Annotated in this window: 9 protein-coding genes; 3 read left to right on the top strand and 6 right to left on the bottom strand. The window is 61.7% G+C overall.

Going from position 1 to position 16,650, the window contains the following annotated elements; all coding sequences use genetic code 11:
- Positions 1 to 161 precede the first annotated feature (161 nt).
- Positions 162 to 1,199, bottom strand: coding sequence for a GDP-mannose 4,6-dehydratase (gene gmd / locus EV283_RS18810; RefSeq protein WP_242616074.1), 1,038 nt, complete (start codon positions 1,197 to 1,199; stop codon positions 162 to 164).
- Between the two features lie 233 nt (positions 1,200 to 1,432).
- Between gmd and EV283_RS18805 the strand changes: the two genes are divergently transcribed.
- Both EV283_RS18805 and EV283_RS18800 read left to right on the top strand, forming a co-directional pair.
- Positions 1,433 to 1,753 (top strand): hypothetical protein, encoded by a 321-nt coding sequence (locus tag EV283_RS18805; RefSeq protein ID WP_130328070.1) that lies wholly within the window; start codon positions 1,433 to 1,435, stop codon positions 1,751 to 1,753.
- A 92-nt stretch (positions 1,754 to 1,845) separates the two neighbouring features.
- A complete protein-coding gene (locus EV283_RS18800) occupies positions 1,846 to 3,096 on the top strand; it encodes a glycosyltransferase family 1 protein (protein WP_130328068.1) in 1,251 nt (416 codons plus the stop codon).
- Positions 3,097 to 3,204: 108 nt separating this feature from the next.
- Here EV283_RS18800 and EV283_RS18795 read toward each other — a convergent pair whose 3' ends face one another.
- From EV283_RS18795 to EV283_RS19605, 5 genes are all read right to left on the bottom strand, one after another.
- A complete protein-coding gene (locus EV283_RS18795) occupies positions 3,205 to 4,254 on the bottom strand; it encodes an acyltransferase family protein (protein WP_130328066.1) in 1,050 nt (349 codons plus the stop codon).
- Between the two features lie 224 nt (positions 4,255 to 4,478).
- Positions 4,479 to 5,795 carry an HlyD family type I secretion periplasmic adaptor subunit gene (locus EV283_RS18790; RefSeq protein ID WP_130328064.1) on the bottom strand — a complete coding sequence of 439 codons (1,317 nt, stop codon included), beginning with the start codon at positions 5,793 to 5,795 and terminating at the stop codon, positions 4,479 to 4,481.
- A 10-nt stretch (positions 5,796 to 5,805) separates the two neighbouring features.
- Complete coding sequence (locus EV283_RS18785) at positions 5,806 to 7,539, bottom strand: ATP-binding cassette domain-containing protein (protein WP_130328062.1); 1,734 nt, start codon at positions 7,537 to 7,539, stop codon at positions 5,806 to 5,808.
- Positions 7,536 to 8,969 carry a TolC family protein gene (locus EV283_RS18780; RefSeq protein WP_207223212.1) on the bottom strand — a complete coding sequence of 478 codons (1,434 nt, stop codon included), beginning with the start codon at positions 8,967 to 8,969 and terminating at the stop codon, positions 7,536 to 7,538. Before EV283_RS18780 ends, EV283_RS18785 begins: the two co-directional genes overlap by 4 nt.
- A 525-nt stretch (positions 8,970 to 9,494) precedes the next feature.
- Positions 9,495 to 15,539, bottom strand: a complete 6,045-nt coding sequence (locus tag EV283_RS19605; RefSeq protein ID WP_165391846.1) for a DUF4214 domain-containing protein — start codon at positions 15,537 to 15,539, stop codon at positions 9,495 to 9,497.
- A 134-nt stretch (positions 15,540 to 15,673) separates the two neighbouring features.
- On the opposite strand from EV283_RS19605, the gene EV283_RS18770 reads away from it, so the two are divergent.
- Positions 15,674 to 16,489 carry a hypothetical protein gene (locus EV283_RS18770; protein WP_130328056.1) on the top strand — a complete coding sequence of 272 codons (816 nt, stop codon included), beginning with the start codon at positions 15,674 to 15,676 and terminating at the stop codon, positions 16,487 to 16,489.
- The last annotated feature ends 161 nt before the right edge of the window (positions 16,490 to 16,650 follow it).

Here is a 16,650-nt window from a genome sequence, read left to right as displayed (position 1 = left end):
GTGGATCAGCCGGTCGAACGCGGTATCCGCGATCACCGCATCCACCGCAGCCTTGTCGGCAAGGTCGACCGACAGGGGGACGCACTCGATCCCCCTGTCGGCCAGCGCTTCGATCACGAAGCGTCCGGTGAACCCGCTTGCACCCGTCAACGCAATCCGCATCAGAAGGACCAACCGGCCTGGTTGCGGCGCATATCGGCCTCGACCATTAGAGCGGTCAGCTCCTCTAGCTGGACCTGCGGGGTCCAGCCCAGCTCGCGCTGCGCCTTTGCGGGGTCGCCGATCAACAGTTCGACTTCGGCCGGGCGATAGAATTGCGGGTTGATCCGGACCAGTTGCTTGCCGGTCTTGCGATCGACGCCGGTCTCGGTTTCGTCCTTGCCCGACCAGTCAATATTGATCTCCACTTGGCGAAACGCCATCTCGACGAAGGTGCGGACCGTCTCGGTCCGATTTGTCGCCAGCACATAGGTTTCGGGAACGTCGTGCTGCAGCATCAGTCGCATGCCCTCGACATAATCCTTGGCATAGCCCCAGTCGCGCTTTGCATCGAGGTTGCCGAGTTCGAGCAGGTCGGCCTTGCCGAGCGCGATCTTGGCGACTGTGTCGGTAATCTTGCGCGTCACGAACTCGCGTCCGCGGAGCGGCGATTCATGATTGAACAGGATGCCACTGCAGCCAAAGATGCCGAAGCTCTCGCGGTAGTTGACGGTCAGCCAATGCGCATACAGCTTGGCGACACCATACGGGCTGCGCGGGTAGAACGGCGTGTCCTCGACCTGCGGGATCGCCTGGACCTTGCCAAACATCTCCGAGGTCGATGCCTGGTAGAAGCGGATGTCGCGATTTACCGTGCGGATCGCCTCGAGCAGGTATGCCGCGCCGAGACCGGTGATCTGGCCGGTGGTGATCGGCTGGTCGAACGAGACCCCGACGAAGCTCTGAGCTGCCAGATTATAGACTTCGGTCGCTTGCGATGACTCGATAAGGCGGATCGCCGACCCCATGTCGGTCAGGTCATATTCGACCAGTTTCAGGTTTGGGTGATTGGTGATACCCAGTTCGTCGATACGCCAGAAATTGACCGAACTGGTCCGCCGATACGTGCCGAAAACCGTATAGCCCCGATTGAGCAGGTTTTCGGCAAGATAGGCGCCGTCCTGGCCGCTGATGCCGGTAACGATTGCTGTCTTGCTCACATGGGCTCCTCTGGATGAAATTGCAGGCACAGATAGTGCGCCCGCCCATCCGATAAGTTTGGATCGAATTGGGCGGGTCTGTAAGCATGAAATCCATGAATATCCAGCGATGGCGGCATTCCTGCCCATTGACCAAGCATTGCGGCGTTTCGGGCGTTATCCTAAGTGGGGCGGTATCCGACCAGTAACGGCCTTTCCGCGCCGGATTGGGCGTTGCTGACAGGAGGCGTGCGATGCACATGAAAATATTGGTTGCGCTGACGGTGTCGGCTGGGCTTTCGTTTCCGACCGAGGCAATGGCACAGACTGCGACCCCAGCCCCGCAGGCAGCACGCGAAAACGGAGCGGTTGCATCATCCCTCGGGACCGCCGAGGTTGCGGCAATGCGATTGTTGGACGATGCCCCGACCGCTCCTGCGGCGAAGGGGCGTAACAATCGCATCCTGAGCGAGAACGAGGGCTATAATCTTGGACGCGCGGCCGAGGGACGGGTCGGCGTCCGGGTTGGAAGCGACATGAGCTTTCGCGTCGAAAAGCGCGCCGATACGCCATGACAACCATTCTAAGGAACGGTTGGCAATGTGCGATATTGCTGACTGGCTTGATCCGGCGCTGAGAAGATCTGGAGTAATACGTGCGAAAGAGAATGCTCCTGGACGCTACGAAGACGTTCGAATGTCGGTTTTCGACCGGTATTCAACGCGTCGTGCGTGAACTCGTCCGTCGTAGCGACCTGATCGGGGACACGCTTGAGGTGGAGGTGATCCCGGTCGTCGCCAGCAGCCGAGGCTATCACCGCCTCAACGCCGCAGGGCTGACGCGGCTACTCGACCCGCCGCCTGCGACCGGTGGTACCATCGTCGCTCAGTCCCGGTTAGCCCGCCGCGCCAAGGAACTCCTACAGTCCAACATGCGTGTCTATGCGACAATGCAGCGTCTGAGCATGCGACGGCGACTGGCAGTGCTGACAAGCAATCTTGACCCGATTGACGTCGCACCCGACGATATCGTTGCGCTAATCGACGATTTCGCAGGCGGCAGTCCATCCTTGGGCGCGATTGCCAAGGCACGCTGCACGGGCGCAGCTACGATCGCAATTGTCTATGATCTTATCCCTATCCTTTATCGAGAGATGGTGCCGCAGCCAATCGCCTATCTGTTCAAGCAAGCGTTTGAGCAATTGGCGGGCAAGGTTCATGGATTGATCGCGATCTCGAAAAGCGGTGCCGATCTGATCCGAGCGCAGCCCGCTGTTGAGAAGGCAGGCATCTCGGTGGCCAGCTTTTATCTAGGGCAGGATTTACACGCTGCGAGCGGAGATTTTGCCTCGTCAACGATCCCCGATGACGCATGGCGTGGTGGCCCGACTTTCATCATGGTTGGTTCGATCGAGCCCCGCAAACGCCATGCGGCCGCGTTGGCCGCCTTTAACAAACTATGGGAGGCCGGTGTTACGGCAAATCTTCTGATTGTGGGCAGGATTGGTTGGGACGTCGATGCGTTCATCGAAGAGGCACAGCGACATACGCAATATGGCAAATCGCTGTTCATGTGTCATCAGGTCGGGGATCATGAGTTGCGCGATGCCATGGCACGCGCGGATGCGACGATCATGGCGTCCAAAGCAGAGGGCTTCGGTTTGCCGATCGTAGAGTCCTTGGCCTATGGCGTGCCCGTCCTCACTTCGGATATTCCAATTTTCCGGGAGATTGCGGGTGAGGCTGGATGTTATTTCCCGCCTGATGATATTGCGGCGTTCGCCGCGGCGATAAAGGAGTTCGTCGATCGCCCCGAAGGCTATCAGGCTGCCGCGCGCGCATTCCACTGGATCGATTGGGATGAATCTGCGCGAGAGTTCGCGGAAGCTGTACGTATTCTTCTGGGTAATTCTGAATAGTCGTTGGCCCGGCATGCCAATCCGGCTCACTCAATATAAGCCGGAGAGCATTTCTTTATTGAAGTTTCTGCCTACCCCTATTTCAATGCAATATATCCGTTTCGTATTTTAATTCATTGATATATGGTTGTCGTTTGTCCGGGAGGCAGTCTTAATTTGCCGAGTATCGACCTTCTTTGGACGATCGCTTAGCCCAAATAGGGGGGATACGCCCAATTTTATCATAATCGTATAGGCAAGAAGAGGAAAGCCGACACCGCTAACGACTCCCACGACAAAGAAGACCCACACGTCTGTCGTTATCCCGAGCTTTTCAAGAACTACGCGGCTACCCGATGCGGCGATAATGTGCATGACGTAAATGGGCATTGACCGTAGCCCGATCCATTCGAGATAAAATGCTGATTTGTCTACCATGCGTGCGGTCGCCAAAACGACGATGCTTCCCATGAGGGCACATGGTATTGCAGATAACGATGTATAGGCTGTCTTGCCGGATGCAAGGACCTGCCAGCCTAGGTAGTACCCGAGGACGCCGGTCAATATGACTATAGCGGGACGACTTGGATTCCAGTTTTTTATGAAGTCACCCGCGGCAACCCCAATGACAAAAAACAACAAGTGATGACATAGTAAGTTCGCAAAGCTTCCGGGTTCTAAGCTATCTGCTAATATTATGCCAGATACGCCAAAAGCTAGCAGAACTATTTTGTTTGACGATATTGCAGCGATGCAAAAATACAAAAATAAAGCGTAGAGAAACCAAAACGGAGATATTGGTTTCCAGCCTATGCTCAACACATCTATCCAGGTCGTAGCATTATTTGTCGATCCTGATAGTATTACCAGTAATGATCCCTGTATAAGTGACCATATTACGTATGGTAGGAGAACTGAATTTATCTTTGAACGGATGAAACAAGATTTTCCCTTACCTAGAGATTGATTAACATTCATCCCGGCAAGAAGCATAAATAGTGGCATGTGAAACGTATACAAGCCAACATCAAAAATACTCCAGGCGCTGCCCGTAGCAATTCCGCTAGCTACCAATCCTCGTTCCACATGGCCAGCGACGACTAGAATAATGCCGACGCCACGAGCAATATCAAGCCATGCCAGTCTTTGTAAATTACGTGACGAGTCCCCGTAAATCATGTCATATTTCTTCTTTTATTTTCCTCGTACATGAAGAGTATGCATAACAACCTTTTTCTGAAGACTGTTTGCCGATGAACCAAGTATTTTAAGGGGATGGATCCTTAAAATCTAATATTTAAAATATAAATCGCAAATTCTGTATGTGGCTCATAGTGGCTAGCAGATGAGTGATGGCCCGCCTTATATTCGTATTTTCCAGAAGTCGTTCGTAATTTTCTCCGTTACTCCCGGAACGCGTCCTCGCGCAGGCGGGTGAACGGCGACATGATATAAGCCATGACCGACCGCTTGTCGCCGATCAGGTTGACGTCGGCAGTCATGCCGGGGCCGATCACGAGGTGCCGGCCGTCGGGGCCGCGGAAGTTCTGGGCGTCGGCGCGGACGCGCACCGTATAATGCCCCTCGCCGGTACGTTCGTCGACCGTGGCATCGGGCGAGATCGTGACGACGCGTCCGTCCATGCCGCCGTAGATGCCCGCTTCATACGCGGTGATGTTAACCTTGGCATGCTGGCCAAGTCGCACGGAGGCGATGTCCTTGGGGTTGACCATCGCTTCGACGGTCAACGCATCGGCGGATGGCACGACTTCGGCGATCGGTTGCCCCGCGGCGATACTGGCGCCGACGGTGGACACCAGCACCCGGTTGACGCGGCCGTTGACCGGCGCCGCTACGGTCGCGCGGCCAAGTCGGGCGGCCAGCGCAGGAACCGCCTGGCGTCGCGCCGCCAGCTCGGCCTGCGCGGTGGCGAGCTCGGTCCCCGCCTGCGCGCGCCAGGCGCCGCGCACCTGCGCCAACGAGGCGCGGGCCTCGGCAACCGCCGATTGTGCCCGCGCGATCCCGGCTGCGGCCTGTGCCGCATCGGTGGTGGCGACCGCGGCGCTATTTTCCAGCTGAATCAGGGTGAGCTGCGGCTCGATCCCGCGCTCGACCAGCGGGCGCATCATGGCGAGCTGGCGCCGCGCGGAATCGCGCGCCGACACCCGCGACTGATAGGCCGCGCTCGCCTCCGCGACCGCACGCCCGGCCTGTGCCTCGCGCGCGGCCGCGGCTAGGCTGAGGCTAGCGAGATCGCTCATCCGCGCGGTGTGCAGCGATCGCTCGATCGCGATCTGCTCGGCGATCTCGGGCGTAGGCGCAGTGGGATAGACCGGCTCGTGGCCCGCAATTTCGGCGCGCAACCGCGCGATCTTGGCGGTGAGCGCGCCCACTGTCGCCTCCGAGCTGCCGAGTTCTGCCCCGGCCTGGGTGCGGTCGAGGCGGACCAGAGGCTGGCCGCGCCTGACGACGTCGCCGGCGCGCACCAGGATCTCGGACACGATACCGCCTTCCAGGTTGCTCAGCACCTGCAATCGGCTCGAGGGTATCACCCGGCCCGACGCATGGACGGTCCGGTCGAGCTCGACCACGGTCGCCCAGATCACGAAGATCACTATGAAGCCGAGGATCAGCCACAGGAGGAGGTTGGAGACCGCCTTGGGTTTGATCCTGTCTGCCAGATCCTCGAAATGGGTATGTGCGGAATGGGGCTCGGTCATGGATCGGGTCTCAGGCCGCGACGCGGGGGCGCTGAAGGTCCTTGAGGATGGCGTCGCGCGGGCCGTCCTGCACCACCCGGCCGTTCTCGACCATCACGATCCGCTCGACGAGGCGGAGCAGCGCCGGACGATGGGTGATGAGCACGAAGGTGCGGCCCCGAAGCTCGGCTTCCAGCCGGCCGATCAGCTGCGCCTCGCTGGCCTGGTCCATCGCGCTGGTGGGCTCGTCGAACACGACGATCTGCGGCTTGCCGGCCAGAGCGCGGGCAAGCGAGATCGCTTGGCGCTGGCCGCCCGACAGTCCTTCGCCGCGATCGGCGAGCTGCAGGTCGTAGCCGTTGGCGATCCGCCCCATGAAGCCATGTGCGCCCGACAGCTCGGCGACGCGCAGCATTTCTGTATCGTCGATCCCGTCGCGTGCGAGCACAATGTTCTCGCGGACGCTGCCGGATAGCAGTACCGGCTCCTGCAGCGCGGTACCGATCAGTCCGCGCATCGCCCAGGGGTCGTATTGGCGGATGTCGGTGCCGTCGATCATCACCAGGCCTTCCTGGGGTGGGTACAGGCCGAGAATGAGGCGCGCGATGGTCGACTTGCCCGATCCGATCCTGCCGAGCAGGGCCACGCGCTGGCCCGCCGGAATCATCAGGTTGAGGCCGTCGAGCGTCTTCTCGGCCGCGCCCGGATAGCGGAATTCGACACCGCGCAACTCGATTCGGCCATCGAACCTAGCCGGGCGAAGGGCACCGGCACCCGGTTCCTCCGACCCGGTCTCCATCATGCCGTTAATCTGCTTGTAGGAGGCGCGCGTCGCCGACAACCGCGAGAGGAGCGAGGCGATGGTCGCGAGCGGCTGAACCGCGCGACCGGACAGGATCGAGCACGCCACTAGCGCGCCAGTGGTCAGCCGATGATCGGCGATAAGGAACACGCCGGCGACCACGGTTCCAGCATAAGACAGCGTGTTCGCCGAGGCCGCTACGGTAACCGCGATCGTCGAGACCAGCCGCTGGCGCGTCGAGCTGTCGCCATGCGCGACATTGGCCTTGCTCCACCGGCGCCCGAGCAGGCGCCCTGCGCCCGACGTCTTGACCATCTCCAGTGCGCCGACCGTCTCGACCAGCACGCTCTGCTTAGACAGGCCTTCGCTCATCGATTTCGCCGACAGGCGATCGAGCGCGGGGCGAGTCAGCCAGCCGGCGCCTATGACGATCGGGATGGCGGCGAGCGGCACCCACACCAGCGGTCCGCCGAGAATCGCGATGAACACTAGGGTCACGACGATGAACGGTACGTCGACCAGCGCGGTCATGGTGGCGGAAGCAAAGAAGTCGCGCAGCGTCTCCAGTTCGCGCATCATGCCCGTCAATGCGCCGGTCGATCCCTTCTTCTGGTCAAGCCGGATCGCCACCAGCCGCCGAAAGACGCGGCTGCCGACGTCATGATCTATGTCGGCGCCGGCGAGATCCGTGAAATATGCACGCAGGATGCGCAGCAGGAAGTCGAAGACCACCACGACCACCAGCCCGATCGACAGCGCGACCAGCGAGGTGAAGGCGTTGTTGGGCACCACGCGGTCGTACACCGTCATGGTGAAGAGCGAGGTGATGAGCCCGAAGATGTTTACCATCGCCGCGGCCAGGGCGACCTTCATGTAGGTCGCCTTGTTGCGGAGCATCGGCTCCATCAGCCACGGCGCGAAGCGCGGCGCGGGATGCTCGACCAGGTCGGGGGTTCTGCTCATCGGGGATCCAGCGTTGCGTTCAGCGTTATGGGGGCGATGCCGAGTTCGGGCAGCAGGCGGCCGGTCCGGGCAAGCAGCGCATAGCGGGCGCTGTCGAGCTCGATCACGGTCTGGATATAGCGCGCGGCGACCCCGAAATAGTTGCTCTCGGCGCCCAGCAGATCGAAGAGCGTGCCGCGCGACACGCGGAACCGCTCGGCCAGCACGTCGCGCGACCGCCGGCTGGCGATGTAGTTGCTCTCGATCGCTTTGCGCGCCGCTTCCAGCGCGTCGACGTCGGACAGCGCGATCTCAGCATCGCGCTGGGCGTCGATCCGCGTACGCCGTAGTCGCGCGTCGGCACCGTTGACGCGCGCCGCCGCCTGGCGACCGCGCTCCGCTGCGCCACCGCCGAGCCGCATCGATAGGGTGACGCTGCCGCGGATGTCATAGTCGCGCTCGGTCTCGATGATGCCGTAGCGGCCGGCGTCGAGGCCTGCCGAAAGCTGCGGGAGCCGGTCAGACTGGAGCGCGCGCGCATCGAGCCGCGCTGCGTCTGCGCCCAGGCGTGCTGCCCGCACCGTCGGCAGGCGATCGATCGCGTCGGGAAGCGCTGCCTTAGCAATCCCGCCGAGCACCGGCACCGGCGCACGACCGAGATCGCCCAGCGCGGGAGATCCGATCACCGCGGCATATTGCGCCTCGGCACTGGTGAGCAGCCGGTGGAAATCAGCCGCCTGCGCGTCGGCCGATGCGATATAGCTGTCGACCTGAGCGATATCGGCGGGTGCCGCCGCGCCTTGCATGACACGATCCTCTAACGCCGCGCGCAAGTCACTCTGGTTGGCGGTGAACGCATCGGCAAGCCGCACCAGCACGCGGTACCCATAGACCTGATACCACGCCGCGATCGCCCGCAACGCGACTTGCGTGCCCGTATCCTCGACCCCCGCCCGCGCGGCCTCCAGCCGGGCCTCGCCGGCATGGACGCGATTGAGGCTCGATCCCCAATCCAGCACCGGCTGCTGGACCCGGATGAGCCCGTCGGTCCGCCCATCTGGGCGCGAGCGTTCCAGCACGTTGCCCGGATCGTTGGAAAAGGCGCGGCTCAGTATCTTGAAGCTCGATATCGACAGGTCGGCGGTCGGCAGCCTGCGCGCGCGCGCTTCGGCACGGACCGCGTCGGCTTCGTCGACCTGCGCCGTTGCCTCGTCCAGCGCCGGGTTGTGACGCACGGCATCGGCGATCGCACGATGGAACAGCGTGGGATCAGTGGTGCTGCGCGCCAGACGCAGTACAGGGTCGGCTGCCGGATCGATGTGGAGCGGATCGCCGCCAGGCGCGGGCAGCCCGCCCTCTATGCTGCGACGGGGCAGCGGTCGTGGCGCAACCGGAGCCGACGTTGTGCCGCTCGATCGGACGAGGACATTTGCTGTTGGAATCGGCAGCAACGGACCCTGCTGGGACGGTGATATCGGGGAGGGTACTGGACCTGCCGGCGCGGCCTGAGCAGGCAATGTCGGGGACGCGGGAAGCGGGCGCGGCGTTGCCCCTTGCTGCGGATCGACCACCAGTGAGCCGGGCAGCGAGCTGGGTGGCGCGGTGATCACCTGCGCCTGTACCGCAGGCACAGCGGTCATTGTCAGCGTGCCGACAAACCCACCCGCAAACAAGGTGCGCCCGACACGTCCGATGCGGCGCCTGCGCGCTGCTGATTGAATCATACCATGTTTGCCTTGGGGCATCGCGTAAGGGCCGCTGTTTGTGTTGTCGCGGAGGACAGCGGGGTGAATGTTTGAAACCAGAATCGGCGTGGAGGTTTGCTCCACGCCGAATGCTTGACCCAATTCGAAGATTATCGCCAGCAGTTAGAAACGCCTGCCGGTCGGGTGCCAGGCCGGAGCCGGAAGCCGCGACGGGTGGTGATATGGACATCGTCCGTTACTAACGCACCCGCTCGCTTCCAGCCTGTTCAACTACACCGCGATGCCGCCGACAATGTTTGCGGCCAGCAGCGCGGTATGTTCGGCGGAGGCTGAGAAATCGTACAGGAGTGCGCCCTTGGATAGGCCGTGATCGAGCTGGTCGACCCAGAAAGCGCGACCGCCGGCATCGGGCACACGATCCAGCGAGTTCTGGTACATCAGATCCACCAACTGACCATTGTTCAGGCCTTGCGTCGCGTTGCTGAATTCAGCCGAGGCCGCGAAATTATCGGCAACCTGGGCTAGCGTCAGCGTACCGGCTTTGACTTGTTCGGCCCAGAACGTCAGGCCTGAGACGTCGGGCAGCCGGTTACTGGTGCTGTCGTACAGCAACGCAATCGACTGATAGGTATCGTCGGTCTGGAAATATCCTTGTCCGACAATGTCAGCTGTCAGGCCACGATGCTCGGTGCCTTCGGAGAGGCCGACCATGAACTCACCGCGCGACAGACCGCTGTCCAGCTGTGCCGTCCAGTAGGCCCGGCCGCCGCTATCGGCTGCGCGACCTAGCGCCTGCTGATAGATGTAATCGACGAATGCCCCGTTCGAAAGACTGCCGGTCGCGGACTGGAAGCCTGCGTCGGACGCGAACGCATTGGCCACCGCGGTGAGGGGCGCGCCGCGATCCTCGACCTGATCGATCCAGAAATCCAGACCGGCTCCGTCAGGGCCACGATCCAATACCGTATCGTACAAGCGGATGATCTTGGCACCCAGGCTGTCAGGATCCGTGCTGAATACGCCATCCCTGAAGTTGATGTACTCGATGCCCGTCAACGTGTCAGTGCCTTGGGCCGCATCGCCGTTCAGTGTGGTCACGCTCGCCACCGTCGACATGCCGGAGATCCGGAACAGGCTGTCATACCCCGCCCGATCGATACCGGCACCACCATCGAGCGTATCGTTGCCGATGCCGCCGGTCATGAAATCGTTTCCGGCCCCGCCGAGCAGAGTATCGTTACCGGCACCACCGTTGAGCGTGTCGTTGCCATTCCCGCCATCCAGCGTGTCGTTCCCGGCCAGGCCGGCCAGCACGTCATTGCCGTCCATCCCACTAAGCACATCGTTGCCCGTCGCACCGGTGATGGTCTCGTCGATCGCAAAGCCCGTCAAAGTGAGGTTGCCGATCGCGCCATCGAAGTTGAAGGCCGTGAACCCGCCTGTATAGCCGTTGCTGATCCGGAAGATGGTCACGAAGCTGTTGACCGCCCCCGCACCGTCACGATCGCTCTGCAGCAGTAGGTCCGTCCCCGACTGGATTAGGCGCAGATGCCCACTGACGAAGGCGTCGCTGTTCGCGGTGTAGCCGGTCAGCCCACGATTGAGGAAATCCGTCATCTCGAACTTGTCGCCCGCATTTCCAGCTTGGAAGTCGGTTACGCGGTTGGTTCGGACGGTCGTTGCCACCTCGACAGAATTTGCCGCCGAGGTACCGACGCCGAATTGGACGATGTCGGCTCCGGATCCCAGCGTGAGCTGATAGTTGTTCACGGTGGACGCGCTGCGCATGCTGATGCTGACGATATCGGCGCCCGATCCGGCGTTGACAGTGGCACTGGCGACCCCGGTTAGGACGATCCGGTCGTCGCCAGCCCCGCCATCGACGGTCACGACGTCGCTGTTCCGGTCGTTGGAGGTCGCGCCCACCGCTAGGTAGGTAGTGCCCGAGAGCCCCGTAGCGTTGGCGGCCAACGCCGTCGACAGTGTGCCGCTGCGGAGTTCGATGAAGTCGCTGCCGTCGCCACCGTCCATGTTGATATTGGTCGCGACCGCCGCGGCAGCCCGCGTCGCCAGGATGCTGTCGTTGCCGCCATAGCCGAACAGCGAGTCAGTCTGGCTGAGTGCGGGCGCTGTGGCCTCGACCGCATTGTCGATGATCAGGTTGAAGTCGTCATTGCCCCGCAGGGTGTCGCCATAGCTAGAGCCGGTCAGGTATTCGATGTCAATCAGCGTATCGATGCCTTCGCCGATCGTGTACTGTCCCGTGCCCTGAATACGAAGATCTACGGTCACGCCGGCGGTCGAGTTCACGTAGGTGGCAGTATCCAGCCCCTCGCCGCCGATCAGCGTATCGTTGCCAAGCCCGCCGGATAGCGTGTCGTTGCCGTACCAGCCGTCGAGTACGTCGTCGCCAGCGTTGCCGACCAGTGTGTCCAGCGTACCGCCACCGCGCACAACGTCATTGCCGAGACCGCCGCGGAAGACCACCCGCTCGACGCTGATGAACTCACCGCGCTGGACGCCGTCCACCATGATCGCGCTGTTGCCGGCCAAATTGCCGAGATCGAAGCGGACCCCGCCGGTATGATCCGTATAATAGGCATAGGCAATATCGGTGCCGTCACCACCGTCATACGTGTCGTCACCGCCATCGTTGGTGTAGATGGTGCTGAGACCGGCTGCCGTACCGTTGGCTATGCCACCGACCAGCGTGTCGTCGCCATCGCCGCCGCGCAGGATGTCGTTACCCATGCCGCCGACCAGCGTGTCGTTGCCCGCGCCACCCTCGAGCACATCGTTGCCGTCGGAGGTCGCTCCGGTGTTGGACGTGTTGACATAGTCGCCGAAGAGCACGTCGTTGCCGGTGCCGCCGACCAGCGTGTCGCCGAAACCGCCACCGATCAGGAAGTCCGCGCCCGCACCGCCGATCAGCCGGTTGGCTGTGGTGTTCCCGCCCGTGAGGTTGTTGGCGAACGCCGCCGCACCCGTCACGTTTTCGATCTCGCGGATCGTGTCGCTACCGCCGAAGGTCCCGGTGTTCTGCGCCGTGAGCGTGTTGAGGTTTACCGTGACCGTCGAAGTGGCGGCGGAATAGTCGACGGTGTCGGCACCGGCGCCGCCGGTATAGATATCCGCGCCGCCGCCATCGAAGAAGACGTTGTCGTTAGCGTCGCCGGTAATCGTGTCGGCACCGGTGCCGGTGCGGACGTTCTCGAAGCCGATTATGGTGTCGTTGCCGAAGCCGGTGTTCTGTGCGGTGAGAAGGGAAAGGTCTACGGTCACACCGGTCGTGCCGCTAAACGACACGGTGTCAATGCCCACACCACCGTCGAGCGTGTCGTTGCCGAGGCCGCCTTCGATGACGTTGGCGTTGGCGTCGCCAGTCAGGATATCGTTGCCGTCACCGCCGAGCAGGTTCTCGATGCTACGCAGCGCGGCGATCTGTGATCCGCTGGCGCTGGCGGATCCGTCCGCCGCGCCAGTCAGCGTGACGGTGACGCCTGCAGTATAGCCTGCAAACGATGCGGTATCCGATCCCGTGCCTCCGTCCAGTAGATCGACGGCGCCACCCGCGTTGGCCCCCGGATTGAGCGTGTCGTCGCCGTCGCCGCCCGAGAGGACGTTCTCGGCCGCATCCCCAGTGAGACTATCATTGAACGCGGAGCCAAGCAGGTTTTGGAAGCCGCTGAGCGTGTCCGTGCCGGTAATCCCGGTATTCTGCGCGGTCCCTTGCAGCGCCAAGCTGACCGTCACGCCGGTCGTAGCGCCCACATAGGACGCGGTGTCGTTGCCGGCCCCGCCGACCAACGCATCGTTGCCAAGACCGCCTTCGATGATGTTGGCGTCGGCATTGCCGATCAGCGTGTCATTCAGCTGCGAACCGATCAGGTTCTCGATGCCGATCAGCGTGTCGTTGCCTGCCGCGACGGTGTTCTGCGCCGCGCCCTGCAGGTTCAGGTCGACCGTGACGCCGGTCGCGGAGCCGGCGGTGAAGGTGTTGACGAACGACACGGTGTCGTTGCCGTTGCCGCCATTCAGGATGTCGCTGGCAATCGTTCCCTGAAGGAAGTCGTTGCCTTCGCCACCGTCCGCCATAAGGCTGCTGGTGTTGTTAGCAGTTACCGTGGTCGTCACCACCGCCGCGTTCTGGAGCGAGACGTTCAGCTGATAAGTCTGACCGGCGTTCAGCGGCTGGGCGGTGGCAGCACCATTCCACAGACCGACGCGGATATAATAGGTTCCCGCCGTAGCGAAGGTGTAGGTCAGATAGGCGTCGTCATGTCCGGGATAGCTGGCGTCGCCCGAGCCGGTGTCGTTGCTCGCGAGCACGGTCCCTGCGCTGTTGACCAGTTCGATGAAGCTGTCATCGAGCGTGCCGGGGCCATCGATGTCGAAGATCGCCTGCGATCCGGGGGCCGTCACGTCGATCCGGTAATATTCCAGCGCGCCGCCTGCCGCGGTGGCGTTGATCGTCGCGTGCGGGATGCTGGTTGCGCTCGTAATGTCGGCATTAGCGTCGACGTCATAGGCGCCGGCGGTCGCCACCGCCGTGGCGATGCTGCCGTTGTCGGTCGATTGCGGCTTGGTGATGTCTGCCTGCGACGGTGCCGAGAACGTGGTCGTGGTGGTGAAGCCGCCACCGACCAGCCGGTCATCGCCAGCGCCGCCCGACAGCGTGTCAGCGCCACCGGTGCCACCGCTGAGGATGTTGTTCTGGCTGTTGCCGGTCAGCGTGTCGTTGCCGACGGTGCCACCGATATTCTCGATGTTGCGCAGCGTGTCGGTCTCGCCGTCATGGCTGACGATGACGTCCGCCCCGGTGTCGTTCAGCGTAACGGTGACGCCGGTTGTGTTGGTGAAGATCACCGCGTCGCTACCAGCACCGCCGTCGAGAATGTTATTCGCGGTGTTGCCCACAAGGACGTCGTTGCCCGCGCCCCCCACGACGTTCTCAATCAGCGACCGGCTGTCGTTGTTGTACAGCAGCGACATGGCGATATTGCCGGGCGCCAGCGAGGTCAGCCCCTGATAGGCTAGACTATTGGCTAGCTGCGACTGGTCGAAGGTCGAGAATTCGCCCGGACGCAGGTCAACCGTGACTCCGTTCGAATAGTTGCTGACGTTGATCGTGTCGTTGCCACCGCCGTCCCAGACGGTGAGGAAAATCTTGTTGCCCGATGGCGCACCCTGACCGACGCCGTCGACGAACATTTCGCCAGTCGTCTGGCTGAAGGTGTAGACGGTGTCCCCCGCGTTGGTCGTGTAGTTGGCACCATACATATACTGGAGTGCGGCCAGATCATACTGCATGTAGGTCTGTGGCTGGTTGATCTTCTCGCCGGCAAAATTGCTGTTGGTGAAGGGCGCGGGCGTATAGGTCATCAGCGACCAGGCTTGCCCGTCGCGGTCCGGGGTCAGCGACTGTGTGCCGTAGCGCGGCGCACCGCCGAAATAGAAGGACAGGTCGCTGTTGGTATAGTCCTGATGCCCGTGCTTCAGCCCCATGGTGTGGCCGATCTCGTGCATCATCGTGGCGTAGCCCCACGTCCCCTTGAAGGCGAGATCGTAATAGGGCTGGCTGGTGCGACCGAACCAGATATCGCCCGAGAGACCGCGCGTGTCGGACGGAAAATTGCCGTACGCCGAGGCGACGTCGTTGTCGGCGCTCTGCGAGATGCGGATGTTGGCGTGCACCGTGTCGGTATCAGTGATCTGGGTGAACGTCAGGCCGGTCGCGGCCGACAGCTGGGCGAACGAAGCACGCGCCGCTGCTTGCTGCTGCGTACCCAGGTCGATGTGATACAGGCTGACGCCGTTGGTGTCGTACCCACTGCCATTATAGTTTGAGCCTGAGGTAGGAAAGCTGTAGGTAAGGTTCAGCGTACCCCATTTCGAGCCGATCAGTGTGGCGTCGATGTTACGGTTGCCGGTAAAGAAGTGGCTTCCGTCGGGGTTGGTGCCGAGAGGCAGCAGCGTGCCGATGTTGTTGCCTTCCGGATTTGCACCGGTCGGGTCGATGCCCTTCGGGTTGGCGTTGTCGGTACCGCCCTGTGCCTCGCGCAAGCCTTGGCACATGGCGCAGCTACAACCAGCCACGATCGTTGCATGATCGATCTCGGCGAGCGGATCCCAAGTGCCGACGTCCATTTCTCTGACTCCCATGTCACCATCGGTCACAGTATTGGTATTCGCGACCGGATCGTAGGAGCCGATGACCACCTCATCGCCCGGCAGGCGGTTGGAATAGCCTAGCGACCCTGAGGAGCTGATGACATTATCGCCGGCGGATCCGTTACCGAGGTTGAAAATGCTCATCAGTGGTTCCCCTGTTTTGAAAGATTGTGTCGCCGTTATTCCTAAAGGCGCACAAATGACGGTCATATTCGATCAAAATCGGCATATAAGTCCGTAATGATTCGTTCATGTTTGTGTCATGGTCACATGGCGCATTGACGCTGGTCAAGAGCCAGCGGGCGCAATTCGATCCAGAAGCGACTGGAACGCAATGTAAATCGCTGGAGCTGGGCAGCAACGGCTCTGCCAAAAATGATACCCAAGGATTGCAAGGCGGACACAACCCGTTATCGACGCTGCAACATCCGGCTTCGCGAGCGCGCGAAACCAAGTGTCGGTACGCACCAAATCATGGTGTTGACACGCGTGACCCGCGATCGCAGTTTGCGAATCCGAGAACCCTGTTCAAGCCGACGGAGACCGCAATGCTCCGCATCTTGCTATTATGCTTCACTGCGTTTGCCGCATGCACACCTTCACCTCAGGATGCCGCCATGCGCAAATCGAGTCCGGACCCAGAAGCCATCATACTAGGCTCTAGCGAGTCAAGACCGGAGGATTGGGAACCCGGTGCAGCGGGTCCGACTGGCCAGGACGCTGGCGACCGCGCACATGCTGCGCAAGGTCCCATTCCCGAGCCGATATCGGCCGCTGAAAATCCTGTTTCCATCCCGGCACCGGCCATCCCGGCTGGCGTGCCCGGAGAGGCGCTGGGGCGCCGGATAGTGTCCACCGCCTTCGTAATGGTGGGCCCCGATGGCCATCTGATAGTGGAACTGCGCAACGGCCATGTGCTGGTCCTTCGTAACGTGGTCATGCGCTCGGACGACTATTGCGGTCTGCATGTGGCTGGTGGGACGAACGGGATGAAATATTGCGGCGCATACGCCGATGTCGTCGCGGCTCGCCCCGGTGGCCCGACCGCTCTTGTCGAGCCCGAACCAGCAGCCTCAAACCCGGTCAAGCCGTAGCATAGGCGAATAGCCATTGCGTCTTGGTGAGGCTGCAGGTTTCTCCTCAAACCGGATAGAGCTTGCAAATTTCGACGTGTCGACGTGACGCCAAATAGGCACGCGCACGATGCAACATGCCTTGACTAAATTACATGCCTACATGCAGACTTCGTACTGCA

Source organism: Sphingomonas sp. BK036 (genome assembly GCF_004216825.1).
Taxonomy (GTDB): Bacteria; Pseudomonadota; Alphaproteobacteria; order Sphingomonadales; family Sphingomonadaceae; genus Sphingomonas.
Note: the sequence above shows the minus strand (reverse complement) of the source record. Positions and strands in the feature narration are given on the sequence as shown.

Excerpts from the sequence above, each read along its gene's own strand:
- EV283_RS18805 (WP_130328070.1), top strand. The coding sequence starts at position 1,433 with ATGCACATGAAAATATTGGTTGCGCTGACGGTGTCGGCTGGGCTTTCG.
- EV283_RS18800 (WP_130328068.1), top strand. The coding sequence starts at position 1,846 with ATGCTCCTGGACGCTACGAAGACGTTCGAATGTCGGTTTTCGACCGGT.
- EV283_RS18795 (WP_130328066.1), bottom strand. The coding sequence starts at position 4,254 with ATGATTTACGGGGACTCGTCACGTAATTTACAAAGACTGGCATGGCTT.
- EV283_RS18790 (WP_130328064.1), bottom strand. The coding sequence starts at position 5,795 with ATGACCGAGCCCCATTCCGCACATACCCATTTCGAGGATCTGGCAGAC.
- EV283_RS18785 (WP_130328062.1), bottom strand. The coding sequence starts at position 7,539 with ATGAGCAGAACCCCCGACCTGGTCGAGCATCCCGCGCCGCGCTTCGCG.
- EV283_RS19605 (WP_165391846.1), bottom strand. The coding sequence starts at position 15,539 with ATGAGCATTTTCAACCTCGGTAACGGATCCGCCGGCGATAATGTCATC.